Consider the following 25,232-nt stretch of genomic DNA (forward strand, 5'->3'; position numbering starts at 1 on the left):
CTGCGGAAACTCGACCACGCGCCTCGCTCTTGCCGGGGGACGTCCGCGAGCTTAAAGCGGCAGAATCCGGTTCAGCAACTCGAGCAAGGTGCGCTGCTCGGCCTCGTTGAGCGGAGCTAGCATCTTCTGGTTATAGGGCTCCGTCAGCCTTGTCGCCTCGTGGATGAGCTTCGCGCCCTTCGGCGTGAGCATGAGCTCGACGGCACGGCGATCCGACTTCGAGCGATTGCGCTTGATGAAGCCCGAAGATTCGAGCTCGTTCAGGATCTTGATCAAATTGGGCAGGCGTAACCGGAGCAGGCTTGCAAGACTGCTCGGCGGGACGCCGGGATTGTCGCGAATGACGGCGAAGATCGCGTAGGTCGCGGGCGTCACGCCCAATGCGGCGAACTCTTCGTAGAAGCCTTCGAAGAATTTCAGCTGCGCGAGCCGCAGCATGAAGCCCGGTGTGCGCTGGAGCACCTGCAAATTCAACGATTTCTCCGGCTGCTGACCGGACTTCCCTGCGGGTTTCACGGGCTCATGATCCTCGAAACGCGGCGGCCAAAAATCCGCCGAATTGACTCTCCCGAAAATAGATATAAAATATAACTATTATTCAGCGGCACCAAGACCGCCCACGGGAGGGAGACAATGAACAGCAAATTCCTGCATAAATTGTGCATTTCGGCCTTGATGCTGGCTGCGGCGGCGCCTGCGTTGGCTCAGGACGCGGTGAAGATCGGCATCCTGAACGACCAGTCGGGGCCGTTCGCGAGCTATCAAGGCATAGGCTCGGTCGTCGCTGCCAAAATGGCGGTGGAGGATTTTGGCGGAAAGGCTGGCGGCAAGCCCGTCGAGGTCGTTGCGGCGGATCACCAGAACAAGACAGATATCGGGATCGGCATCGCGCGGCGCTGGTACGAGAACGACGGCGTCGATGCGATCTTCGACATCCCGAACTCGTCGATCGCGCTCGCGGTGGCCGGCATGAGCGCCGAGAAGAACAAGGTCTTCGTCGGATCGGGCGCTGGCACGGTGCTGCTGACCGGCGAAAAATGCACGCCGAACACCGTGCACTGGACCTACGACACCTATGCCTACGGGCGCGGCCTCGGCAAGGCGGTCGTCCAGCAGGGCGGCAAGAAGTGGTTCTTCATCACCGCCGACTACGCCTTCGGTCATGATCTGGAGAAACAGGCGGCGGAGGCCGTCAAGGCATCCGGCGGCGAGGTGCTCGGCAGCGTCCGGCATCCGCTGGGAACGGCCGACTACGCCTCGTTCCTGCTCCAGGCGCAGGCGTCGGGTGCGAACGTCGTCGGCTTCGCCAATGCCGGTGACGATACCATCACGTCGATGAAGCAGGCCGCCGAGTTCGGTCTGACCAAGGACCACAAGCTGGTCGGATTGATCCTGGGCATGAACGGCCTTCCCGCGCTCGGGCTGAAGTTTGCGCAAGGCGCGCAGATCATGAATCCGTTCTACTGGGATCTGAACGACGGCACGCGGGCTTTCGCCAAGCGGTTCGCCGAACGCATTCCGTCGAAGGCCTATCCGAACGACATGCAGGCCGGCGTCTACGCCTCGGTGATTCACTATCTCAAGGCGGTCGACAAGGTCGGCAGTGCCAAGGACGGCAAGGCGGTGGTGGCGGCGATGAAGGAGATTCCGACCGACGATCCGCTGTTCGGCAAGGGGTACATCCGCAAGGACGGCCGCAAGATCCACCCGCTCTACCTGCTCCAGGTGAAGGCGCCGGAAGAATCGACATCGACCTGGGATCTGCTGAAGGTCGTCGCCACCATCAAGGGTGAGGACGCGTTCCGCCCCGAGAGCGAAGGCCAGTGTCCACTGACCAAGCAATAGTGGGCGGGAGCTGACCATGAGCGGCATTGCATCAAGTCCGGCCGACCCGTTTGCGCCAGATTTCCTGATGAACCCCTATCGTGCCTATGAGGCGCTGCGCGCGCTCGGGCCCGCGTTCGCATTGGAGCGCTACGGCGTGTGGGCCATGGCAGGCTATGCCGAAGTCGAGCCGGCCCTGAAGGACTGGAAGACGTTCATCAGCGGCGAGGGTGTCGGGCTGAACGGGATGAACCCGGCCCTGCCAAAGCCGCTGACGCTCCAGATCGATCCTCCCGACCACGACAAGGGCCGCCGCGTCCTCGGCCGCACCCTGTCCCCGGGGATTGCGCGGCGCCTGCGCGAAACGTTTCAGCAGGAGGCGGAGAAGAAGGTTTCGGAGCTGATCGACAGAGGCACGTTTGATGCCGTCACCGATCTCGCCGAAGCCTACCCGATGAAGGTGTTTCCGGATGCGATCGGCATCCGGCCGGACGGACGTGACAAGCTGCTGGCCTGGAGCACGTTCGTGTTCGACAGCTTTGGCCCGGAGAACGAGACGCTGGCAGCGTCACGACAAGCGGGGCTCGCGGCGCAGAGCTGGATCATGGAATGTTGCGCGCGAAACGCGTTGCGGCCGGACGGGCTCGGCATGATGATCTACCAGGCCGCTGACGACGGCGAGATCAGCGAGTACGAGGCAACCCATCTGGTGCGACCGTTCCTCACCGCCGGGATCGACACCACCGTCAACGGCATCGGCAATACCCTGCTCGCACTCGCCTCTCACCCGGACGAGTATCGCAAGCTGCACCACAAACCGGAGCTGGCCCGCAACGCGTTCGAGGAAGGGCTGCGTTATGATTCGCCGGTGCAGACGTTCTTTCGCACCACCTCGCGCGATGTCGAGATCGGCGGCGGCGTGATCCCCGCACACCGCAAGGTGCTGCTGTTGATGGCCTCCGCCAATCGCGACCCCGCGCGCTGGGACAGACCCGACCGCTTCGACGTCGAACGGCTCGCGACCGGGCATGTCGGTTTCGGCGCCGGCATCCACGCCTGCGTCGGCCAGATGATCGCACGTCTGGAGGGCGAATTGATCTTCAGCGAGCTCGCAAGGCGCGTGAAGACCATCGAGCTCACGGCAGAGCCGAGGCGCAGACTTAATAATTCCCTGCGTGGGCTTGAGAGTATGCCCGTGCGGGTGACGGCCGCCTAGAACGGATTGACGTAATTGGTGATCGCAATCTGGCGCAGCAGCACCTTGCGGATGATATGCGCCAGCTTAACGTGTTCGGTATAAATCGCCGCATCGCCGGTGCTGCCGGCCGGCAGTGCTGCGCAGTCGCTTCGTCGAGCGGTCCAGAGCGTGCCGTCATTGTCGAAAGTCGCGATGCGCTGCTCGACGGGACAAGTCGCCGCCGCCTTGCGTCATGACGCGCGTGACGAAATCGGTAATGGACCTTTTGACCGCGCCGTCGTTCCGGGACGGCAGCGGATCAGACTGGGCGAGCGCGAGAGGGGCCGCGACGACGACCAGCCACGCCACGAACGAGGCTTGCCGGACGCCAACACGGAGAAATGCAAACATCGAATCGCCCTGTCGAGTTCGAGGCCGCGCAAAACGAAGTCATCCGGCCCGCCCGTGGGCGAGCCGGATTCGATGCAGCGTCGCTTACTTGATCCCGCGCTGCTGAAGCTGCTGCTCGATCATCTGATTCACGCCCGAGCGGATCTTGTCGATGCTCTGCGCCCGTTGACCGGCCTTCGCCCTGTTGTCCTTGATGTCGTCGAGTTGCTCCTCGAGGATCGTTGCCGGCACGAAACTCGGCGGGAACGAGCGTGGCGGAAACTCCTTGAACGTCATTACAAAGGCGCCGACGTCGTCCATGGCACCATAGACCTGTCCGACGTGGTTCAACTGCCAGTCCCAGAAGGTGTTGGACGTGATATCGGCGCGTTCGAATGGATCCTGCAACAGATTGAAAATCTTCTGCAGGCGCAGTTTGGTGAACGGTTCCGCCCACACCTGCATAGTGCCCGGAGATCGCTGTTCGGCGTAGACGTACTTGTAGTCGCCCTTGCGCAGCGCCACCAGCAGGCCGTCGTCGTCCGCATAGAAGAACTTGTCGCGCGCGCTCTTGGTCCCGTTGTTGTTTCCGGCGGTACCGCTGACACCGCGCAGGAAAGCGGTCTGGTCGAACCCGTCGAGGTGCACTTTGTAATTGACGCCGTTGGCGGTGTAACCGGCCTTGAGTTTGTTGACGATATCGGGCTCGCCGGCGGCCGCGCAAAGCGTGGGAATCCAGTCGTTGTGGCTCATCAACTCGTTGGTAACCGTGGCGGGCTTGATCACGCCGGGCCAGCGGACCAGACATGGCACCCGGAAGGCACCCTCCCAATTGGTGTTCTTCTCCGAACGGAACCAGGTCATGGCACCGTCCGGCCACGAGTTCATGTGGGGGCCGTTGTCGCTCGAATAGACGACGATGGTGTCGTTCGCGAGCCCCATGTCGTCCAGCGCCTTGAGCAAGCTACCCACGGTGTCGTCGTGCTCCAGCATGCCGTCGATGTACTCGCTGTCGCCGTGGGTGTAGCGGCCCCGGTGATCGGTGCGCACATGCGTGCGAAGATGCATGCGCGTTGCATTGAACCAGCAGAAAAACGGCTTGCCTGCCGTTTTCTGCCGATTGATGAAATCGATCGCTGCGGCCGAGGTTTCGTCGTCGATCGTTTCCATGCGCTTCTTGGTGAGCGCTCCGGTATCTTCGATGGTCTGCTTGCCGATCTTGCCGAAGCGCGGATCGACGGTGGGATCGTCGCGGTCGGTCGCCTTGCATTTTAGAACGCCCCGCGGGCCAAACTTGGCGAGGTAGGACGGTTCCTTCGGATAGTCCGGCAGTTCCGGCTCTTCCTCGGCGTTGAGATGGTAGAGATTGCCGAAAAACTCGTCGAAGCCGTTCACGGTCGGCAGCGACTCGTTGCGATCGCCGACGTGGTTCTTGCCGAACTGCCCGGTTACATAGCCGAGGTTCTTCAAGAGCCCGCCGATCGAGGGATCGAGCTGGCTCATGCCCATCGGGGCACCGGGAAAGCCGACCTTGGTCAGTCCGCTGCGGATGCCATGCTGGCCGGTCAGAAAGGCGGCGCGACCCGCCGTGCATGACTGCTCGCCATAGTAATGGAGAAACTTGATCCCCTCACGGCCGATACGATCGATGCTCGGCGTCTCGTAGCCCATCAGGCCATTCGAATAGGCGCTGATGTTCGCGACACCGACATCGTCGCCCCAGATCACCAGAATATTGGGTTTGCGGCCGGACGCCGGCGCAGCAGGCGCCGGTGCCGGAGCGGCCGCGGCCGGCGCGGCTTTCTGGGCTTGCGCCAAGGCACTGGAAGTCAGCGCCGCCGCTGCCACCAGGGTGGATGTTCCAAGCAGGATATTGCGACGATTGACGGCACGGCTGCCGGTATCGTCGGTGACGCCTTCGCTATGGTTTTTATTCTTACCTTCGCTGGACATTTCAACTCTCCGCTGGTTGCACGACGTCAAAAATCAACAGGTAGGTGAGCTCCTGACGACGCACCTGAACCCGAGGTGGCTGGTGGAGGTATCGATCGCCTCGGCATGCCGCGCCGCCGGGCGATAACGGCGGCAATAGTTTGGCGCGCACAGATGCGAACCGCCCTTGATCACCTTGCGCGGAATTTTGATATTCGGTTGGCTATGGTCGAAGCTCGCCTCTTCGCGACCGCCGCGCGGGTTTTCCGGAATGCAACACGACTTCGGCGCGTCGGCCTCGTGCTTCGGAGAATACCAATCGGCCGTCCATTCCCAGACGTTGCCGATCATGTCGTGGACACCGTAACCGTTCGACGGAAAAGCCGTCACCGGCGAGGTACGCTCGTAGCCGTCGGCGTTGAGGTTCTGTCCGGGAAATTCACCCTGCCAGGTGTTGGCCATATGTGCGCCGCCGGGCAGAAATTCGTCACCCCAGGCAAACTCGGCGCCGTCGAGACCGCCACGCGCGCAAAATTCCCATTCGGCCTCGGTCGGCAGATCCTTGCCCGCCCATTGCGCGTAGGCGAGCGCGTCGGAGAACGACACATGCACGACCGGATGGTGATCGAGCACATTGATGTTGCTCTTCGGCCCATAGGGGTGGCGCCAGTCGGCGCCTTTCATGAAATCCCACCACTGGCTCCAGTCGCGCAAACTAGCCACCCGTGGCGGCGGCGAGAACACCAGCGAGCCGGCGTAGAGCATGTGCGGCAGCGCGCCGCGATAATCCTTCGGGTCGGGTGGAATCTCGGCAAACGTCCGGTGGCCAGTCGTCCTGATGAATTCCTTGAACTGGAGGTTCGTCACCGGTGTGCGGTCGATCCAGAAGCCATCCACCGTCACGCGGTGGACCGGCGCCTCTTCGGGATAATGATGGTTCGATCCCATACGGAACGTGCCGCCGGGAATCCGGACCATCTCATTGGTCCGGCTATCCTGCAACGGTCGTTCGTTCAGCCCGATCTCGGTACGCAGCAACGTCATGGCACCGGCTCCAGACGATGGCCCGCTACCGGCAGTAATCCCAGAAGCCCTGCGTGCGCGATGGGTCCGTGTAGTACCAGCACATGCCTGGAGCGGGAGCAGCGCCCGCCCAAGCAGCGGCCGTAGCGGCGGTTACAAAGCCGATCGCAGCGCCGGCAGCGATGGCTCCGCCCCTGGGCCAATAGTACCGACCGGGCCGTGCCCAGCGTACGCCGCCACCGGCATAGCCCGGACGCACTACGGCGCCCCGGCGCACCACGGTGCGGCTTGCCACGCCGCCGCGCGGCCCTACGACGGTGGTCCGGCGCACCGCGCCGCCACCGCGACGCACAACGACGTCGATGAGAGAACTCTCCTGCTTGATCTGGTATCCCAGCACACCGGCTGGGCCGGCATTGATGGCGGAGGCCGTCGGCCCGGTGACCGCAAGGACCGTCAGGCCAAGAGCGATTGCTACGCTCGAACGGCGGATTACCGTTATTTTTACAAGACTTCTTACGACCGATCGCATTTCAGACGCCCTTCCATATTTCAGTCTTAAGTTGAACCACCGCGCGTATTGGCCAGTATCCTTTCCCGACTTCTTTTGGATTGCCATGGGTTTTCAGCGTAACAGAAGTCCGCGCGCATGTGATGTACGATTTGTGCCATTTTTTAGCACTCGCTCTAAAATTGAGATGTCGTTGTCGCGTCGGAATGTCGCATAGAAATAACCGGACTCCGATTTGCGATCATGCATTGCGCCTTGGGGAATCGAGGTAGGCAAATGCGACATCGTGTTACCGCCGCACTTGCGGTCGGCGCGCTGCTTTGCCTGAACGATGCACCGGCCAACGCGGCCGAAGGCGGCATCGGCGCCTACCTATGGGATCGCGCTCGAACGGCGCCGGAGTGGGCAGTACAAATATCTCAGCGGGCCGCGGTCCTCGGCTCGTTCAAGGGACGTGTGGTCGCGCTCGGCGGCGCCATTGGCTACACGTTTGAAATCGGCAAGCTGCCGGTCTCGACGCGGCTCAAGGTCTATCGCGAGTTCGACGTCGTCAACCATCTGGAGGGAACGGCGGGCTTTCTTCACGGTGTCGTTGCCGCTCGCCATCGACACCTCGGTTTCATCCGCCTCCACGAGGAAAGCCCTCAAGGCAAGGTTCTGAGATCGGACAGAACCGATGGGGCACAGTTCACACCGATACAAGTTCGGAGCCTCGAAAGCTTCGAACAGCTCGAGAACGCGGTCCGCGGCTCTCAGAGAAACATCGTGCAAATCGACCGCGGACACATGCGCAGTCAACTCACCCACACCCGCACGCGACGAGCATCACGGCAGGTACGAAGGAAGCGCGTCGTTTGCGGTCATCTCGTTTTCGTCGGGCCGGTGGCCTTTCAGCGAAGGCGATTGTGTGACGTTCGCTCCGCTATCCAAAACAGCGATCCAGCTAGTTCCTGGCCGGAGCCATTGCCGCCGCCGACCGTGCCGGCCTGGGCCTGCCGGGCTCGGCAACCGGAGCAGGTGCGCGCGAGTGCATGATTGCGGCGTCGATCTCGGCAATCACGCGGCGCTGGATCGCCTCGTTCTTGTCGATCGAGATGTGGCCGACGCCGGACCCGCGGACGTCGACATTGTCGAGCTTGCCGCGGAAACCGTCCGCGCGCTTCACCGGTTCGCCGGGGCCGTCGCCGATGTAGATGTTGATGTAACGCTCCGCGCCGGTCGAGAGCTTGGTCTTGAACACGGAGTCGAGCCCGATCGCGAGCTTCACGGGAACGCCAAGACGGTTGAGCTTGGCGATCATGTCCGGCAGCGCGGTCGCGCCGGAGGAGTGCCCGACCAGCACGATGGTCTTGAGCCGCCCGGCCTTGTAGGCGATGGCGGCTTCATCCGCGAGCGAGGACCAGGACACAAAATTCGAGACGGTCACCGGGATGCCCTGGGCCTGGAGCCGGGCGCCGATCGTATCGAGCCCGAGCGAGAAGATGTTGAGCACGCCGCGGAGCAGGTAGACATGCGTGGTCGCGGCCGCGGACTGGCTCGGAGCCGCGTGGGCGGTGGTCGGGCTCATGGCAACAGCTGACAGCAGGAGCAGGCTCATCGCCCACACACGGAGAGCGGACAACTGGCTGGTGCCGGCGGTGTGACGGCCGTTCGGTCTCATCGATCTTTTCCCCGGGGAATACGCTTCGCGATTGGCCGGAATCGTAGCCATGGCCTGCTCGCAGACGCAACAAAGAGCCGCGTGAACGGCGATCTTAGCAGCAAGTCGTGACCATCGCGCAACACTTGCCCGAAACCTGCCACGGAAGGGCCTGCTTTGAGGCCATTTTTCTCTCGGCAATTGCAGCCGGGCAAGGGCATTCCTATCTGAGGGCTCCGCTGACCCGCCCCTTCCCGGCTGGTTCCAGCCTCCCCTCCCCAGCATTCAGCCCCTCAGACTTGCGGCCATCATGTCCTCCATCATTTCCGTCGCCAATTTGTCGAAGACCTATGGGTCCGGCTTCAAGGCGCTCAACAACGTCAATCTCGACATCAAGCCCGGCGAAATCTTCGCATTGCTCGGCCCCAACGGCGCCGGCAAGACCACGCTGATCTCGATCATCTGCGGCATCGCCAATCCGAGCGAAGGCAAGGTTCTGGTCGGCGGCGAGAACATCCAGACCTCCTATCGCAAGGCGCGCTCGCTGATCGGGCTGGTGCCGCAGGAATTGCATACCGACGCCTTCGAGAGCGTCTGGGCGACCGTGAGCTTCTCCCGCGGCCTGTTCGGCAAGCCGAAGAATCCTGCGCATATCGAGAAGGTGCTGAAGGACCTCTCGCTGTGGGACAAGAAGGACAGCAAGATCATCACGCTCTCCGGCGGTATGAAGCGCCGCGTGATGATCGCGAAAGCGCTGTCGCACGAGCCGCAGATCCTGTTCCTGGACGAGCCCACCGCCGGCGTCGACGTCGAGCTGCGCAAGGGCATGTGGGAAGTGGTGCGCACGCTTCAGCAATCCGGCGTCACCATCATCCTGACCACGCATTACATCGAGGAAGCCGAGGAGATGGCTGACCGCATCGGCGTCATCAATAAGGGTGAGATCGTACTGGTCGAGGACAAGGCCACCTTGATGCAGAAGCTCGGCAAGAAGCGGCTGACGCTGCATCTGCAAGGCAAGCTCGATGCGCTGCCGGAGAGCCTTGGCCATTACGAGCTCGACCTCTGCGATGGCGGCGCGACGCTGGTCTACGACTACGACACCAAGGGCGAGCGTACCGGCATCACCAGCCTGCTCGGCGACCTCCGCACCGCCGGCATCCGCTTCAACGATCTCGACACGACCCAATCGTCGCTCGAGGACATCTTCGTCGACCTCGTGAGGGCGTCATGAACTACCGGGCTGTCCGCGCCATCTATCTGTTCGAAATGGCGCGCACCTGGCGCACGCTGCTGCAAAGCATCGTCTCGCCGGTGGTCTCGACCTCGCTGTATTTCGTGGTGTTCGGCGCCGCGATCGGCTCGCGCATCAGCCAGGTCGAGGGCGTCAGCTACGGCACCTTCATCGTGCCGGGCCTGATCATGCTCTCGGTGCTGACGCAGAGCATCGCCAACGCCTCGTTCGGCATCTACTTCCCGAAATTCACCGGCACGATCTACGAGATCCTGTCGGCGCCGATCTCCTATTTCGAGATCGTGCTCGGCTATGTCGGCGCGGCCGCGACCAAGTCGATCATCCTCGGCCTGATCATCCTCGCCACGGCCGGCCTGTTCGTGCCGCTGCACATCCATCATCCGGTCTGGATGCTGGCATTCCTGGTGCTGACGGCGGTGACGTTCAGCCTGTTCGGTTTCATCATCGGCATCTGGGCCGACGGCTTCGAAAAGCTGCAGATGATCCCGATGCTGGTGGTGACGCCGCTGACCTTCCTCGGCGGCAGCTTCTATTCCATCGACATGCTGCCGTCCGCCTGGCGCACGGTGGCGCTGCTCAATCCGGTCGTTTATCTGATCTCTGGCTTCCGCTGGAGCTTTTACGAGATCGCCGATGTCAGCGTGTCCGTCAGCGTCGGCATGACGACGGCGTTCCTGATGATCTGCCTGGTCCTGATCTGGTGGATTTTCCGGACGGGGTATCGGTTGAAGAATTGACCCTGGCCGTCATTCCGGGGCGCGCGCGCCCCGGAATCGCCAGCGGCTACCGATAGCAGTGGAAGCGGTGGTACCCGTCGTAATAGCCGCGGCAGCGTCGATGGCCGCGATGTGGAATGCCGAACACACCCTCGACCGCGCCAACGGCACCGCCGACACCGGCGCCGACGACGCCTCCGACTGCACCGCCCACCGGGCCGGCAATACGATTGCCTTCATAGGAGCCTTCCTGGGCGCCGCGCACGATACCCTGGGCGTGGCCAGCTTGCGGCAGCGACAATAGCGCGAGGAGGATGGCGGCGGCTGCGAGCAGCAGGCGGAGGGGCAGACCCGCCGGCAATGACGCGGCGGCGATGCGGGCTTTGTTCATCTTCAATCCCAAGGAAAATATAAAGGGTAACGGCGGCGGGCGCCGCCAGTCGAGCGTGGCCACAGTCAACGCACGGAGCGGCCAAATGGTTGCGCCATTGTGACGAATTGTCGGCGTTGTGAACGCATCCCCGCTCGCGAAAATGTCAGCACCGCCGCTGGCTTTGCGGCACAAAGCGGCCTTGCTTACGCCGGGCGTCCCGTTAACGATGGGCGAGGCAGGCCGCTGGAACGAAAGCCGGATTGCAGGCATAGTGCACGCCGGGGACGGAGAGCCGCGGCGCCTAGCGTGAACAGGCCGGAGGCCAGAAGTCAGATGCGTTCGCTTTTTATTGTTTTCACCTCGCTGATGCTTTTGACCGCGGGCACCGCGCAAGCCAAGGTCGAGATCACCATCGACAAGGAACAATCAGCAGATGACCGTCGCCGTCGACGGCGTCGCCCGCTATCACTGGCCGGTGTCGACAGGCATCCCCTCGCGCGAGACGCCAAACGGCGCGTTCCGCACCTTCCGCATGGAAGAGGATCACTACTCCAAGGAATTCGACGACGCGCCGATGCCGCACGCGATCTTCTTCACCAAGGTCGGGCATGCCATCCACGGCACGGACTCAGTCGGCCGGCTCGGCTCGCCCGCCTCCCACGGCTGCGTACGGCTGTCGCGCCAGAATGCCACGACGCTCTACGCGCTGGTGCAGCAGCAGGGCGTGCTTAACACCACGGTGACGCTGACAGGATCGGCGCAGGTGGCGCTCGCGCGCAATCCGCGCGGCCGCAACCCCACAGCGGTGGCCCGCGCACCGCAGCCCGCCGAAGAGCAGTACGCCACATCAGGCGATCCCGTGAACCTGACGCCGCCGGCCGCACCCGCCCGCCGCTACATGCCGCAGGACGACAACTACATCTATCCCGCCGACGGCAGCGACAACGGCGCGCGCTATCCCGCGCCGCGCGCGAGGAGCGACGCGCAGGTCTATCAGCAACAGCCGCAGCAATACTACAATCAGGGCAACGGCCAGCAGGGCAACTACTACCAGCCGCAGCCCCGGCAGGTTTATCAGCCGCGCGGCTATTACTACCAGAACTGACGCTATCTGAACGCGGCGTTGCCGCGCTCGACGATTTTTCGCGCCGCTTGGACGAAGGCACGGGCGACCGGCTCGATGATCTCGGGCCCGGTCGCGACGAGATCGTCCGACGGCGTGTGGAAAGTCCGATGGCGGCCGGCCATGCCGAGGAAATTGGCGTAGCCCGCCGCATGCACATCGCGCAGTTCGCCGACCGCCTGCTTCTCCGTCACCAGCCGTTTTGCATCGACCTTGGCGAAGGCTTCGTCAGTCAGCGCGACGGCGGATTTGCTCAGCACGAGATAACGCTCCTCCTCAGGCCGATCGGTGCGGGCGCCCTCCGCGAAGGCGTAGCCGGCGTTCGATGAGCCGAAGTGAATCCACGCCAGTGTTTCCTTCGGCGCGGGCGCTCCGTTCTTCAGGAACAGCTCCATGCCGCCATGGCCGATCTCATGGCCGATCTCATGGCCGATCTCATGGCCGATCTCATGGCCGGCTGTCGCGATGAAGACGACATGCGCCGGCCATTTTTCGGCAGCGACCGTGCGCGCCAGCGCAAGGAAGTTGGCAATGCCGGGGCCACGTTCGCACACGCAGCCAAGCACGACGGGCTGGGATCTGACCTCGAATCCGGCGGCCTTGAGCTCGGCGGCGATCCACTCGCCGGTGGCGCGATCGCCGGGCGAACCGAACCGGTGCAGACCGAAGGACGCGTAACGCGTCACGTCTTCATAGAGGCTCGCACCCGAAAGCACATCCTTGGCTGCCGCCTGCCCGGCCATAAGAACCGCCATGATCGCGATGAACATATGCCGCATGTGGGTTGCTCCCGGTGCCGATCATTTTTTCTTGGCGGCCAGTTTCGGCCCTCCGCGGCCGTCGTCAACCGCCCTCGCCGAATCAAATCACTGCCGCGCTGGATGGACGCAGGCAGGATCCGACGGGGAACCGCGGGGACAGAAGCGCCTCGCAATCGGGCCCAAGCGCGGAAATCGCGCCAGCCTGTGCACGGATTGAGCACTCGGACGACGCAGGAAAGCAACAGTCCCCAACCTTCAACGCTGCGGCGTTCCGGCCAAATTGACAACCAGAAGGTCGCCCGTATTGTCATTCTGATTGTTTCTGGGACATGACATGACACGCGAGCAGATTTCGGATTTCTGCGTTACCGCCCTGGCGAATATCCTGCGAATTTCGAGGGACCGAGTTGACATCGGCACGAAATTCAATCGTCTCGGCCTCGATTCGGCGATGTTGGTCTACCTGATGATGGAACTCGAGGAGAAGCTCGACCTCGAACTGTCGACGGACGACTTTTACGACCATCCGACCGTTGAGGCCTTGTCGCGATTTCTCGCTGACAAGCGTGCAATCCGCCCCGCCGCCTGAGGGCGGCTGAAGTCGGCGCAATCCACATGGAAACCTTCCGCTCGCTGGTGGCACTGCTGGCCCGGCGTGCGGCGGAGCAGGCCAGCGACCGTGCCTATGTCTTCGTCTCCGATCGCGGGACGGAGGAAGCTGTGCTCACCTTCCGCCAGCTGCATGACTCCGCATCCACGCTTGCGTCGCGCCTGACCGCGGCCGCACGGCCCGGCGACCGCGCCATCCTGGTGTTTCCGCCGGGCATCGAATTCATGGTGGCGTTCCTCGGCTGCCTGATGGCCGGCATCATCGCCGTGCCGATGATGATGCCGCGGCGAAACAGCGCGCGCGATGCCAGCGCCGCCATCCTCGCCAATTGCACGCCGGCGCTGGCCCTGACCAATTCGGCCGTCGCGCTCCGTGGTGAACTGAGAGCACGCTTCGCGCAGGAGAACATTCGCTGGATCGAAGTCGATCTCGCCGTGGCCGACGGTGAGACATTCGAACTTCCCGAGCCGGCGCCTGACGACACCGCCTTCCTGCAATATACCTCCGGCTCTACCTCCGAGCCCAAAGGCGTGATGGTGAGCCACGCCAATCTGCTCGCCAATCTCGAGATGATCCGGATCGCGCTCGGCAACACCCGGCAATCGACTTACGTCAATTGGGTGCCGCTCTATCACGACATGGGGCTGATCCTGAACGCGCTGCAAGCACTCTATGTCGGCGCGACCTGCGTGCTGATGGCGCCGAACGCGTTCATGCAGCGGCCGCTCGGCTGGCTGCGCGCGATCTCGCACTATCGCGCGGAAGTGGCGTGCAGCCCGAACTTCGGCTTCGACCTCTGCGTCAACCGCTTCCGCGCCGATCAGATGGAGGGCATCGACCTGTCCTCGCTCAGGATCGCGCTGAACGGCGCAGAGCCGGTGCATGCGGAAACCATCGAACGGTTCATCCAGACATTTGCGCCGCACGGATTCGATCCGCGCGCGATGTATCCCGCCTACGGCATGGCGGAAGCGACGCTCCTGATTTCCGGCGGACACCGCGGCGACGGTCATGTCACACGCAGCGTGAGCCGCACGGCGCTTCAGGCGCACGCGGCGGAGACGCCCTCCGATGCGGAAGACACGCAAGTCGCCGTCGGCTGCGGGCGCGCACTCACCGGAGAGCGGATCGCCATCGTGAACGCGGACGACCGCACACGCCTGCCCGCCGACCGCGTCGGTGAGATATGGGTGAATGGCGCCAATATTGCCCGCGCCTATTGGCGCAACGACGAGGCGACGCGCGAGGGGCTCAATGCGCAGATTGCCGGCGAAGGCGGGCCGTGGCTGCGCACAGGCGACCTCGGCTTCGTCGACGTCACAGGCGAATTGTTCGTCACGGGTCGGATCAAGGACCTCATCATCATCCGCGGCATCAACCATTATCCGCAGGACGTCGAGCGCACCGTGCAATCGCTCGACGGAGCTTTGCGCGAAAACTGCGGCGCGGCGTTCTCGGTGCAGGACGAGAGCGGCGAAGAGACGCTCGTCATCGTCCAGGAGATCGAGCGCACCGCGCGCCACTCGATCGACACCGAAGCGATCAAGGGCCTGATCCGCGAGGCTGTCGCCGACCACCACGAGCTCTCCGCGCGCCACATCGCGCTGATCCGTCCCGGCGCGCTGCCGAAGACCACCAGCGGCAAGATCCAGCGCAAGCTGGCGCGCAGGCTCTGGCTCGACGGTGGCTTCGAGGGGATCGGCTGAGCCGGCTCAGAAATCGATCTTCGCACCCTCCCCATCGCGCAGGCTCGCAGCGATCCCCTGCTCGAGCTTGCGCGCGAGGATCGCGCGATAGTGGATGAAGTCGGCAAAATTGGAGCGGTCGCGCGTGAGATCGTTGTCGACGCGATAGCTGATGAAATTGCTGCGCGGCCGGCCCGCGACCACCTGTTTCAGCGCGGCGTCGCAGGCGCTGCGCTCCAGGGCGGTTTCCGTACCGGGCTTCGGCACCGTGGTTGCGAGGGTCGGCGGCACGATGATCACGACCGGCACATCGGCCGGCAATGTCCTGACGGTATCTGCCAGCACAGCGATCTCGGGAAATGTCGCCCGCATCTCGGCGGACAAGGACGGCGCCGGATCCCTGGGCCAGCCGACTTCCTTGAATTGGCCCGGCGGCCAGATATCCTCGTAGCTGACAAAGCCGTCGGGGTTCATCCGTGGTCGCCGGCCCAGCCCGATACTGATCCGCTGAAAAGCCTGCTCGATCGCCTGCCAGGAGATCAGACGTGCAGCGTAAGTGACGACGCTTCTGTCATAGAGCCAGTCGGGAAACGGGACGCCGCCGACCTCCTTCGCCCGCGCATGCTCGCACCAGCCGGGGTCGGCCACGATCACCAGTGCGCCGACCTCCCGGTGATTGCGGAGGAAGAAGTCCAGCACCGCAAGCTCCTGGCGGGGAAACGCGCCGGTCATGTAGAGCTGCACGAATCGCAGGCCGGTCGCACGCGACAATTCCGTCGGCTCGATCATCTGCGCTGTCGAATTGCCCAGGATGGCAGCATTGAAATCCGGATTCCTGGCGCGGCTCGCGGCCGTGATTTGGGTGAGCCGATTGTCGACGCCGTCGATGCCGAGCAGGCCGAGCTTGCCGCTGTCATAGGGATCGACCGCCACCATCAGTGCGAGCACCAGCAGCGCAGCGCCAATCAGCGTGCCCAGGCACGCGAGCAGGCTCCGGCCCCAGCCGGGGTCGGTCTCAGAACTTGAAGTAGACGAAGTCATGGAGATCCCGACCACCCATGTGGAGCAGCAATGCGAATAGCCCAAGACCGAGCAGACCCGCGAGCCACGGATTGGGACGGCGCGTGAGCACCGCCACGATGTCCTGGCTCGCCGGCAGCAGGAAGGCGAAGAGCGGCGCCGCGATCAGCGGCCACAAATGCTTTCCGTGCTCGAGCGGCAGCGGCGAAACCAGTCCGGCAAACACATGCCAGGCCGCTTCCACCGATCCCGCACGGAAGATCACGCCGGTCGCGAGCACGAACAGCACGGTAAGCGCCCAGCCGAGCCATGACGGCAAATCCGGGCCATAGCGGCGCCACAGCGTGCAGGCGACCAACGCAAGCCCGTGCAGCACGCCCCACAGCACGAAGTTCCAACTCGCGCCGTGCCACAGGCCGCACAGCGCCATCGTGATCATCATCGCGGCGAAAAACTGGACGGGAAGCCAGCGCCGCGGCAGCAGGCGCAGATTGACCAGCGGATAGAACACGTAATCGCGCAGGAACAGCATCAGGGTGATGTGCCAGCGCTGCCAGAAATCCTGGATGTTGGTCGAGCGCAGCGGCGCATTGAAATTGTACGGCAGCTGCACGCCGAACAGCAGGCCGAGGCCGATCGCGATGTCGGAATAGCCGGAGAAATCGAACAGGATCTGGAAGGAGAAGCAGAAGGCGAGCCAGGCATCGCCGCTCGGGAGCGACCCGTTCGCTGCCTGGGTGTAGATGGGATCGAGCAGATGCGCGATGCCGTCGGCGATCACGACTTTCTCGAACAGGCCGATCGCAATGAAGCAGGTCGCGACGCAGAACTGACGCTGCCAGCCCGGCACGTAGACCTGCCTGCCGAACTGATGCATCACCTCCGACCAGCGCGCCAGGGGACCGGCGATCGCCTGCGGGAAGAAGGCGATGTAGAGCGCGTAGCGGTCGAGCGCATAGAGCGGCGCCCTGCCGCGCTTCAGATCGACCAGATACATGATGTGGTGGAAGGTGAAGAAGGAGATGCCGAGCGGCAGCCCGATGTCGAGCGCCGGCAGCGTGGTACCGAGCACGAGGCCGAGATTGGCGAGAAGGAAGTTGGCGTATTTGAACAGCGCCAGCACCGCGAGATCGAGCACGATCACGAGCGTCAGCAGCGTCGGCCACTTCACGCGCCCATAGGCGACCGAGGCAAGCCAATTGATCGCGATCGAGCCGATCAGGAGCAGGATGAAGGACGGGCTGCCCCAGGCATAGAAGGCGAGCGACAGCGCGACCTGCACACCGATGCGCAAATGCGGATAGGGATCGGCCAGGCGGTAGATCAGCAGCGCCGCCGGCAGGAAGACCAAGAGAAAGGGATAGTCGTTGAACAGCATCGGTTCAAAGCTGAGCCATCGCCGGCGTTGCGCCGGCCGATGATACTCAGCCCGTTTCCAGGTCGGGCGTCGCGTCGCCCGGCTGCCTCGACATGCGCCGGGCGATCTTCTCCTCGCTGGGCACCTTGACGTCCCAGGCTAGTCCGAGCGCTTCCAGCGCGCGGATGAAGTTAAAGCCGGGATCGAACTCGAACCAGCGCAGGCCGAAGGCCGCGGAATACGGAAAGGCATGGTGATTGTTGTGCCAGCCCTCGCCCCAGGCGAGCCAGGCCATCACGCCGAGATTCCTGCTGTTGTCGTCACGGGTGACGAAGGGCTGCGCGCCAAAGCTGTGCATGACGGAGTTGATGGCGGACATGGTCTGCTCGACCACGAACATGCGCACCACGCCGCCCCAGAGCAAGCCGGTCAGCGCGCCCAACGGGCTCATGGTGGCAAGGCCGCCGATCGCGGCCGGCAGCACCAAGCCGAGACCGACCCACGTGTAATAGTAGCTGTTGACGGCAACCAGCCTGCGATCCGCCATCAGATCCGGGACATAGTGCGCCACGTTGGGATAATCGTGTGCGATCATCCAGGTCAGGTGCGCGTGCAGGAAGCCGCGCAGGCGGCCGAACGGGCCGTCGCCATGCAGCCGCGGCGAATGCAGATCGCCATCGTGATCAGACAATTCATGATGCCGGCGGTGCATTGCCGCCCAGGACAGCATGGGACCGCGGCCTGCCATCGATCCCATCACGGTCAGGATCGCGCTCATTGCCGTAGAGGTCGCGAAGGCGCGGTGGGTGAAGAGGCGGTGATAGCCGACGGTGAGGCCGAGGCCGGTGACCAGCCAAAAGCCGAAGAACAGGCCGAGCTCCATCGCGCCGATCGGGCGGTAGAACAGAAGGGCCAGTGCCACCAGCGTGCCGGCCAAGGGCAAAACGTCGAAAAGGATGAAATGCCGCCGCTGCATCCGATGAAAATGCCGGCTGCGGATAATGCGGTGATCGCGTTTCTGTTGCACGTCGGGATTCCAGGGCAGCTTCCATGAGTACATACCCGCCGGGCGAGCGCAACCCAAGCCACCCCCCAAGGTTTCACTATCCGATTCACACATCGGCCAGTGAGGCGCCAAATTTGATGCGCTGGAGGGCTTCGAGCCCCAAGCGCATGGTTTTTGGTCCCGGCTTGCCATAGTAGCCGTCCCATCCGCCTAAGCGGGCAATGACCCAGGCAGCGAAGGCGAGCGAACCCTTTGGGTGCGCATTCTTTTGCCGTTCGGTCTTGCCTTCCAGCTTTGCCGAGACGGCCTCGATGATGGATTGATCGGCAGGCTCGAAGACTTCAAGCAGGGTCTGGCCGGTAGTGCCGCCGCGTGCCTTGACCAGTTGCATCACCGATACGGCCGCGACGGCGACGGCAGTGGCGAACCTGATCATGACCTCGGGATCGCTGATGTCAGCTGCCTCGATATCGAAGCCCCCGGTCTTCTGCGTGTGGAAGTATTCTTCGATGACCCAGCGCATTCGATAGAGATCGACGATACGACGCGCTTCGACCAGGTTTGTGACCGGATGGGTCGTCAGCAGCCGCCAATGGATCGGCTTGCCGCCCTCCGCTGTCGATGTCTCGCGCACATCGACCATGGTCAAGGTGACGGCCTCGGGCAGATCGGCCGCACCATGCAATGGCTTGCACAGGGCGACAGGCGAGAAGCGGACTGCCAGCTCGCTGCCGCGTGCCTTGCGTCCCGGAGCCGCGGAGACGTTGACTTTGAGCCGACCTGCTTCGGGCAGGCTATCGATATGAGAGAACAGCAAATCAATCTGCTGCTCCTCCTCGCCCGTCTCGATCCGCCGGTTCTGGCATGCCCGCACGATCAGATGTGCCCGTGACGGACGGAACGCGAAGTGCGCGTAGATGTCGCTTTCCCGGTCCGATACCACCGTGATGGTCGCAGCCTCCGTCAGAACCTCCGCCGCGCGCCTCGTGCTATCGAGCCAGCGTTGCGATTCCTTCTGTTTCGTTGTCCGCGACCGTCGATGCTTGGCCTTGCCGCCCGTGCGGTTCCATACCTTCGCATCAACAAGGCCGATCACCCCACCGTTGCCGGCATCGATCGCCAGAGCTGCATGCAGCAACAGGCCACGCAGCGCCCCGCCTTTCCCAACCGGTCCGTAGCCATTCGCTTTCGCCCGCTGCCCACCCAGCGAAAGCTCGCTCGTATCCTGCGCCACGACCACATCACGGCCTCTCGCACGCCCCGCCGTGCGTTCTCCCGCGCAGCCGGCGATCTCTTCTGCCGTCACTGCATCGTTGCGAAGAAAGCGCGTGAACTGAATCTCACGCGCGCGGTTGCGTTGCGCCAGCTGACGGATGCACGAACCCGGCCGTGCAACAAGCGCCGCATGCAAATGCGCCCCCCTTTTTCCAGCCGCGCGTCGCCAAACCGACCCAGACCGTAATCCATCCCAGACATCGCTCGCTCCCGCGAATCATCACTCAACTCACGGAATCAGCAATCAAATTCCTCCGCAATATGTGTGAATTCGATAGCCAAGGTTTCAACAGGCGCGAAAGCTTATAGAATGGATCCGCCGCGCCGAAATGCGTTCAGATTCGGCCCTTTTCCGCTTGCCCTGCGAGCCACCATGCCATCACGTGCTGCGACAATCTTGACCGTGCTGTTACTTCTCATTGCGGGAAAGGCCATGGGATTTGATTCGGGATTTGATTCGGGATTCGACCTCGAGGCCCATCGCGGCGGGCGGGCACTGTTGCCGGAAAATACTCTTCGGGCCTTCGCCAATGCGCTGTCGATGGGCGTGGGCACGCTGGAGCTCGACGTCGGCATTACCGCCGACGGCGAGGTCGTCGTCTCGCATGAGCGTGGGCTGAATCCCGATCTGGCGCGGGATGCGAGCGGCACCTATGTCGCCCCGCCCGGCACGCCTTTCGCAAGATTGCGTTTCGCCGAGGTCAGGACCTACGACGTCGGCCAGATCCGGCCAGACAGCCCTTACGCCAAGCAATTCCCCGACCAGCGCGCCGTGCCCGGGACACGCATTCCGACCTTGAGCGAGCTGTTCGCGCTGGTGCGCAAATCCGGCAACACGCGCGTGCGCTTCAACATCGAGACCAAGATCGATCCGAACCATCCGGACGAGACGCTCGATCCGCAAACTTTCGTCACCAAGCTGCTCGGGCTGATCGAAGCCGAAAAATTCTCCGACCGCGTCATGATCCAGTCGTTCGACTGGCGAACCCTGCAGCTCGTCCAGCAGCGGGCACCGAAGATGCCGACGGTGTACCTGACGCTCCAGCGCGGCTCGGGCCAGACGGTGGCGCTGGACAAGGCGAACCAACTGGACGGCGGGATTCAGCCCGGCCGATCACGGTGGCTCGCTGCCGCGAACGATCAAGGCTGCGGGCGGCGCGATCTGGTCGCCCTATTTCGGCGATGTGACCACAGCGCTCGTCTCGGAGGCGCACGGGCTCGGGCTGCGCGTCGTGGTCTGGACCGTCAACAAGCCGGAAGACATGGCGCGCATGATCGAGATCGGCGTCGACGGCATCATCTCCGACAAGCCTGACCTGCTGCGACAGGTCGCGGGCGAGAAGGGAATTGCGTTGCCCGCGGCGACACCGGTGGAGCCGTAGAAGCGGCCCCTACTCCCCGTCCCGCAAACGCCGGTACAGCGCGCCCAGAATATTGGAGTAATCGTCGGTCCAGACCCGCACCCTGTCGTCAGCTTCGGTCTGCTCCCAAACTTTCGACGATGCGAGCCTGCCGACATCTTCCTCCCCGCGGGCGGAGATGACGACGTCGGTCGAGAAGATGTAGTCACCATCGCGGCCGGAATCTTCATTGTAGACCCAGCTCTTGAGATCGTTGGCGTCGGCGATGCCGACCACGACGGTCTCGAGATCGAGGTGCCGGTTGGAGACGTGCATCACCACGGCGCCGTGCGGAGCGAGCTTGTCCTTGTAGATCTTCATCGCCTCTTCGGTCGCAAGATGGATCGGGATGGCATCCGACGAATAGGCATCGACGATAATGAGATCGTAGGCACCGTCGGGCTCCTTCGCGAAGGTGAGGCGGGCATCGCCGATCACCGGTTTCAAATCCGGCAGGCAACTCGAGATATAGTGGAAATTCTTCGGATCACGGGCGGCATCGACCATGGACTGATCGATCTCGAAGAATGTCCAGCTCTCGCCGGGCTCGGCGGCGCAGGCGAGCGTGCCCGATCCGACGCCGATCGCGGCGACCTTCAGCGGCACGCCCTTGCGTTCCCGGATCGCGCTGACGGCCTGACCGATGCCGCCGTCCTTGTGATAATAGGTGATCGGTTCGGGCCGCCCGGTGACCGGCGTGCCGTCATTGTTGAGGAAGCGCTCGGCGCCGTGGATCGTGGTGCCGTGCATCAAGACGTGGAAATAGCCGCCGGGCGTCACCACGATCTTATGCACGCCGAAGAAGCTGCGCACCGTGGTGACGCGGCCTTCGTCCGCCGGATAAATGCGGATCAGTGCCAGCGCGAGCGCGACGGTGGCGAAGATCTTCCAGCGGCCGGCGTTGACCGCCAGGACCAGCAGCGCGGCGAGCACGCCAATGCTGCCGGCCACCCAGACGCGGTGATCCTCGAACCAGGCCGACAGCCCCCCCGTCGTAATGGACGGCGCAACGAGCACGACGGCGAGCGCGGCCAGCGCCAGCCAGTACCATTTGACGATGCCCGCCAGCCGCTCGCTCGCGGGCGGCCGGCACAGCGCGGCAAGCGCAACCAGGATCGGATATTCGGCGATCCAGGAGAAGGTAAAGGGCGCAACGAGCCCTGCAAACAGGCCGCCGACCATGCCGCCGAACGACAGCGCGACATAGAATCCGGTGAGATATTTGGCGGCTGGCCGGGTCCGCGCCAGTTCGCCGTGGCAGGCCATGGCGATGACGAAGAAGCACAATTGATGGCCGCCAAGCGTCAGCAGCAGGTTCTGTTCGCCGCCGAACGCCAGCAGGAAGACAACGCCCGCGATCGCGACCGGCTGGAGCATCAGCATCCATTTGTGCGGCAGCAGCGGCCGCGACTGGAACACCACCACCCAGGTCAGGAGGTACAGCGACAGCGGCAGCACCCACAGCAATGGCGCCGCCGCAACGTCGGTCGAGATGTGCGCGGTGACGGCGATGAGCAGACCGGACGGCACTCCAGCGAGAAAGATCCAGCGCAGCCGGGTCAGGAAACCCGGCGCCGGGGCATTCAGATCCTCGGTTCGCGCATCGACCATTGCCAGCTTCGGCGAGCGCAATAGCAGCACACCGCATGCGGCGATCAGGAGGATCAGAATGCCATAACCGCCGGTCCAGAGCCGGTTCTGCGTGTGCAGCGTGAACATTGGCTCCAGCAGGAACGGATAGGATAGCAGGGCGAGGAAGCTGCCGATGTTGGAGGACGCATAGAGGAAATATGGATCGTGTCCGGCAGGATGCCCGGTGCGGACGAACCAGGCCTGCAACAACGGATTGTTGGCGGCGAGCGCGAAGAACGGCAGCCCGATCGAGATCACGAACAGGCCGAGCAGCCAGATCGCGTAGCCCGAAGCGGGCGGATCGCCATAGGCGGAGGCGATGCCGAGCGGCAACGTGACGAACGCCGTAATCAGCAGCAGGAGATGCACCACCACCGGAACGATGCGGTTCCTCACCTGCATCAACAAATGCGCATAGGCGTAGCCCGCCAGCAGCAGCGACTGGAAGAACACCATCGCCACCGACCACACCGCCGGCGAGCCGCCGAGCCGCGGCAGCACCATTTTCGTGAACAGCGGCTGCACCGAGAACAGCAGTAGCGCGCTGACGAAGATCGCGGCGGTGTAGACCGTCAGCAGCAGCCGGTTGCGTGACGAGGACGGCTGCTCCGTGGCGGCGGGTTGCACGATCGAATCCATGGAAGCTCCAGCAAGAACGTTTTCCAGCGAAATGGGCACCGGTTCGTGCGCGAAAACGCGTCGGATTACTCCTCCGGCGGGCACCGGACGCGCGCAATGGAGCACACGGCGCCTGAACGGGCAATAAAGGGTGTCGTGATGTTGCAGCGGAGAATGCTTGATATACAGATGTCATTCCGAACCTGGTCGTTCAGACCGTCCCGAATGAATGTGGAACAGCTTGACTCCTTTATGATCGAAACCGACGTCATCATCATCGGCGCTGGCCATAACGGCCTGACCTGCGCGGCCTATCTCGCGATGGCCGGCTTGCGCGTGCGCGTGGTCGAGCGCCGCAAGGTGGTCGGCGGGGCCGCGGTCACGGAGGAGTTTCATCCGGGCTTCCGCAATTCGGTCGCGGCCTACACCGTGAGCCTGCTCAATCCGCAGGTGGCCCGTGACCTCAAGCTAGCCGAGCAGGGCCTGCGGGTCGTCGAGCGGCGCGCGCAGAATTTCCTGCCCGCGCCCGACGGGAGCTATCTCCTCACCGGCGAAGGACGGACGAAGGCGTCCGTCGCACGGCTGAGCGCCCATGACGCAAACGCGCTCGACGGATTTTCGCGAGAGCTGGAAGAGATCGCCGACGTGCTCAGGCAATTCGTGCTACGCGCGCCGCCCAATATGCTCGACGGTTTTGGCACGCCTGCGATCCGCGAGGCCGTGAATGCATTCCAGAGCGCCAACATCCTGCGGGGGCTGACGCTGGAGCAGAGCCGCAATCTGCTTGATCTCTTCACCCGATCGGCCGGCGAGATGCTGGACGAACGTTTCGAGCACGATCTGGTCAAGGCGCTGTTCGGCTTCGACGCCATCGTCGGCAACTATGCCAGCCCCTACGCCGCGGGCTCGGCCTATGTGATGCTGCATCACGCCTTCGGCGAGGTGAACGGCAAGAAGGGTGTCTGGGGCCACGCCATCGGCGGCATGGGCGCGATCACGCAAGCCATGGCGCGCGCCGCGCGCGACCGCGGCGTTGTGATCGACACCGATGCGGGCGTGCGCGAGGTCATCGTCGAGCGCGACCGCGCGGTCGGCGTGGCGCTGGAGAACGGGACGACCATCCGCGCCAAATATGTCGCGGCCAGCGTCAATCCGAAGCTGCTCTATACGCGGCTGATCGCCGCCGATGCCCTGCCCCAAAAGTTCCTCGACCGCATCCGGCACTGGAAGAACGGGTCCGGCACCTTCCGCATGAACGTCGCGCTGGACCGTCTGCCCTCCTTCACGGCGCTGCCGGGCGACGGCGATCATCTCACCTCAGGCATCATCCTGGCGCCCAGTCTCGGCTACATGGACCGCGCCTTTCTCGATGCCCGCGCGCACGGCTGGAGCCGAGAGCCTGTCGTGGAAATGCTGATCCCCTCGACGCTCGAACGACACGCTCGCGCCCGCAGGGCAACATGTCGCGAGCCTGTTCTGCCAGCATGTCGCGCCGGAGCTTCCCGATGGAAAGTCGTGGGACGACCATCGCGACGAGGTTGCCGACCTCATGATCGCAACGGTGGACAAATACGCGCCGGGTTTTGCGACAAGCGTGCTCGGCCGCCAGATCCTGTCACCGCTCGACCTTGAACGGCAGTTCGGCTTGTTGGGAGGCGACATATTCCACGGCGCGCTGACGCTGAACCAGCTGTTCTCGGCGCGGCCGATGCTGGGCCACGCCGATTATCGCGGGCCCCTGAAGGGCCTTTACCACTGCGGCTCCGGCGCCCACCCCGGCGGCGGCGTCACCGGCGCTCCCGGCCACAACGCCGCCCAGGCGATCCTGAGGGATCACCGATCGCTGTTCGGAAGCCGTGGATAGGCCTGTGGACGAGCTGTTGGTAGCGCTGTGAAAGGGCGGTG

Annotated in this window: 19 protein-coding genes and 5 pseudogenes; 9 read left to right on the plus strand and 15 right to left on the minus strand. The window is 63.6% G+C overall.

All coding sequences use genetic code 11. The features are described 5' to 3' along the window. Positions 1-51: 51 nt before the first annotated feature. Entirely contained in the window at positions 52-516 is a 465-nt protein-coding gene (locus tag ACVWW3_RS20395) for a MarR family winged helix-turn-helix transcriptional regulator (RefSeq protein ID WP_354104626.1), read from the minus strand. 117 nt (positions 517-633) lie between these two features. Here ACVWW3_RS20395 and ACVWW3_RS20400 point away from each other — a divergent pair, with 117 nt between their 5' ends. After that, positions 634-1,845, plus strand: a complete 1,212-nt coding sequence (locus tag ACVWW3_RS20400) for an ABC transporter substrate-binding protein (protein ID WP_456648864.1) — start codon at positions 634-636, stop codon at positions 1,843-1,845. Between the two features lie 16 nt (positions 1,846-1,861). Continuing rightward, positions 1,862-3,040 (plus strand): cytochrome P450, encoded by a 1,179-nt coding sequence (locus ACVWW3_RS20405; RefSeq protein ID WP_456648863.1) that lies wholly within the window; start codon positions 1,862-1,864, stop codon positions 3,038-3,040. Here ACVWW3_RS20405 and ACVWW3_RS20410 read toward each other — a convergent pair. The 7 genes and pseudogenes from ACVWW3_RS20410 to ACVWW3_RS20440 all read right to left on the minus strand — a co-directional run. Further along, positions 3,037-3,162 (minus strand): annotated as a pseudogene (locus tag ACVWW3_RS20410) (efflux transporter periplasmic adaptor subunit); the annotation flags it as partial. The gene ACVWW3_RS20405 and the pseudogene ACVWW3_RS20410 overlap by 4 nt on opposite strands. A 21-nt stretch (positions 3,163-3,183) precedes the next feature. Further along, positions 3,184-3,412: pseudogene (locus tag ACVWW3_RS20415) on the minus strand (haloacid dehalogenase-like hydrolase); the annotation flags it as partial. 84 nt (positions 3,413-3,496) lie between these two features. After that, the gene (locus tag ACVWW3_RS20420; RefSeq protein ID WP_456648862.1) at positions 3,497-5,344 is read right to left on the minus strand and encodes an arylsulfatase; all 1,848 of its coding nucleotides are present in this window, start codon (positions 5,342-5,344) and stop codon (positions 3,497-3,499) included. Positions 5,345-5,377: 33 nt separating this feature from the next. Then, positions 5,378-6,301, minus strand: coding sequence for a formylglycine-generating enzyme family protein (locus ACVWW3_RS20425; RefSeq protein ID WP_354104771.1), 924 nt, complete (start codon positions 6,299-6,301; stop codon positions 5,378-5,380). A gap of 91 nt (positions 6,302-6,392) precedes the next feature. Further along, complete coding sequence (locus ACVWW3_RS20430) at positions 6,393-6,878, minus strand: hypothetical protein (RefSeq protein WP_354049346.1); 486 nt, start codon at positions 6,876-6,878, stop codon at positions 6,393-6,395. Positions 6,879-7,229: 351 nt separating this feature from the next. Further along, the gene (locus tag ACVWW3_RS20435) at positions 7,230-7,490 is read right to left on the minus strand and encodes a hypothetical protein (protein ID WP_247442485.1); all 261 of its coding nucleotides are present in this window, start codon (positions 7,488-7,490) and stop codon (positions 7,230-7,232) included. A 310-nt stretch (positions 7,491-7,800) separates the two neighbouring features. Beyond that, positions 7,801-8,517, minus strand: coding sequence for a hypothetical protein (locus tag ACVWW3_RS20440; protein ID WP_247347676.1), 717 nt, complete (start codon positions 8,515-8,517; stop codon positions 7,801-7,803). A gap of 289 nt (positions 8,518-8,806) precedes the next feature. Between ACVWW3_RS20440 and ACVWW3_RS20445 the strand changes: the two genes are divergently transcribed. Beyond that, the gene (locus ACVWW3_RS20445) at positions 8,807-9,730 is read left to right on the plus strand and encodes an ABC transporter ATP-binding protein (protein WP_247347679.1); all 924 of its coding nucleotides are present in this window, start codon (positions 8,807-8,809) and stop codon (positions 9,728-9,730) included. Beyond that, on the plus strand, positions 9,727-10,488 hold the full coding sequence (locus tag ACVWW3_RS20450) for an ABC transporter permease (RefSeq protein ID WP_247347682.1): 762 nt from the start codon (positions 9,727-9,729) through the stop codon (positions 10,486-10,488). The genes ACVWW3_RS20445 and ACVWW3_RS20450 overlap by 4 nt, the downstream gene beginning before the upstream one ends. Positions 10,489-10,534: 46 nt before the next feature. Here ACVWW3_RS20450 and ACVWW3_RS20455 read toward each other — a convergent pair whose 3' ends face one another. Beyond that, positions 10,535-10,858 (minus strand): hypothetical protein, encoded by a 324-nt coding sequence (locus ACVWW3_RS20455; protein ID WP_247347869.1) that lies wholly within the window; start codon positions 10,856-10,858, stop codon positions 10,535-10,537. A gap of 315 nt (positions 10,859-11,173) precedes the next feature. Here ACVWW3_RS20455 and ACVWW3_RS20460 point away from each other — a divergent pair. Next, a pseudogene (locus ACVWW3_RS20460) lies at positions 11,174-11,945 on the plus strand (L,D-transpeptidase). A 2-nt stretch (positions 11,946-11,947) separates the two neighbouring features. Here the strand turns inward: ACVWW3_RS20460 and ACVWW3_RS20465 are convergent. Beyond that, positions 11,948-12,742, minus strand: a complete 795-nt coding sequence (locus tag ACVWW3_RS20465) for a hypothetical protein (RefSeq protein ID WP_456648860.1) — start codon at positions 12,740-12,742, stop codon at positions 11,948-11,950. A 316-nt stretch (positions 12,743-13,058) separates the two neighbouring features. On the opposite strand from ACVWW3_RS20465, the gene ACVWW3_RS20470 reads away from it, so the two are divergent. Together ACVWW3_RS20470 and ACVWW3_RS20475 are read left to right on the plus strand one after the other, a co-directional pair. After that, entirely contained in the window at positions 13,059-13,313 is a 255-nt protein-coding gene (locus ACVWW3_RS20470) for an acyl carrier protein (protein ID WP_247347689.1), read from the plus strand. A 26-nt stretch (positions 13,314-13,339) separates the two neighbouring features. After that, positions 13,340-15,040, plus strand: coding sequence for a fatty acyl-AMP ligase (locus ACVWW3_RS20475; RefSeq protein WP_456648859.1), 1,701 nt, complete (start codon positions 13,340-13,342; stop codon positions 15,038-15,040). Between the two features lie 6 nt (positions 15,041-15,046). On the opposite strand, the gene ACVWW3_RS20480 is transcribed toward ACVWW3_RS20475, so the two are convergent. The 4 genes from ACVWW3_RS20480 to ACVWW3_RS20495 all read right to left on the minus strand — a co-directional run bounded on the left by ACVWW3_RS20480 (position 15,047) and on the right by ACVWW3_RS20495 (position 19,813). Beyond that, entirely contained in the window at positions 15,047-16,060 is a 1,014-nt protein-coding gene (locus tag ACVWW3_RS20480) for a hypothetical protein (RefSeq protein WP_456648858.1), read from the minus strand. Continuing rightward, a complete protein-coding gene (locus ACVWW3_RS20485) occupies positions 16,035-17,417 on the minus strand; it encodes an MBOAT family O-acyltransferase (protein ID WP_456648857.1) in 1,383 nt (460 codons plus the stop codon). Before ACVWW3_RS20485 ends, ACVWW3_RS20480 begins: the two co-directional genes overlap by 26 nt. Positions 17,418-17,463: 46 nt before the next feature. Then, positions 17,464-18,423, minus strand: a complete 960-nt coding sequence (locus tag ACVWW3_RS20490; RefSeq protein ID WP_456648856.1) for an acyl-CoA desaturase — start codon at positions 18,421-18,423, stop codon at positions 17,464-17,466. An 85-nt stretch (positions 18,424-18,508) separates the two neighbouring features. Then, entirely contained in the window at positions 18,509-19,813 is a 1,305-nt protein-coding gene (locus tag ACVWW3_RS20495; protein ID WP_456648855.1) for an IS4 family transposase, read from the minus strand. Positions 19,814-20,050: 237 nt separating this feature from the next. Between ACVWW3_RS20495 and ACVWW3_RS20500 the strand changes: the two are divergent. Beyond that, positions 20,051-21,059 (plus strand): annotated as a pseudogene (locus ACVWW3_RS20500) (glycerophosphodiester phosphodiesterase). 9 nt (positions 21,060-21,068) lie between these two features. Here the strand turns inward: ACVWW3_RS20500 and ACVWW3_RS20505 are convergent. After that, complete coding sequence (locus ACVWW3_RS20505) at positions 21,069-23,348, minus strand: spermidine synthase (protein WP_456648853.1); 2,280 nt, start codon at positions 23,346-23,348, stop codon at positions 21,069-21,071. A gap of 231 nt (positions 23,349-23,579) precedes the next feature. Between ACVWW3_RS20505 and ACVWW3_RS20510 the strand changes: the two are divergent. Then, positions 23,580-25,191: pseudogene (locus ACVWW3_RS20510) on the plus strand (phytoene desaturase family protein). The last annotated feature ends 41 nt before the right edge of the window (positions 25,192-25,232 follow it).

It is taken from the genome of Bradyrhizobium sp. LM2.9 (assembly GCF_054056555.1).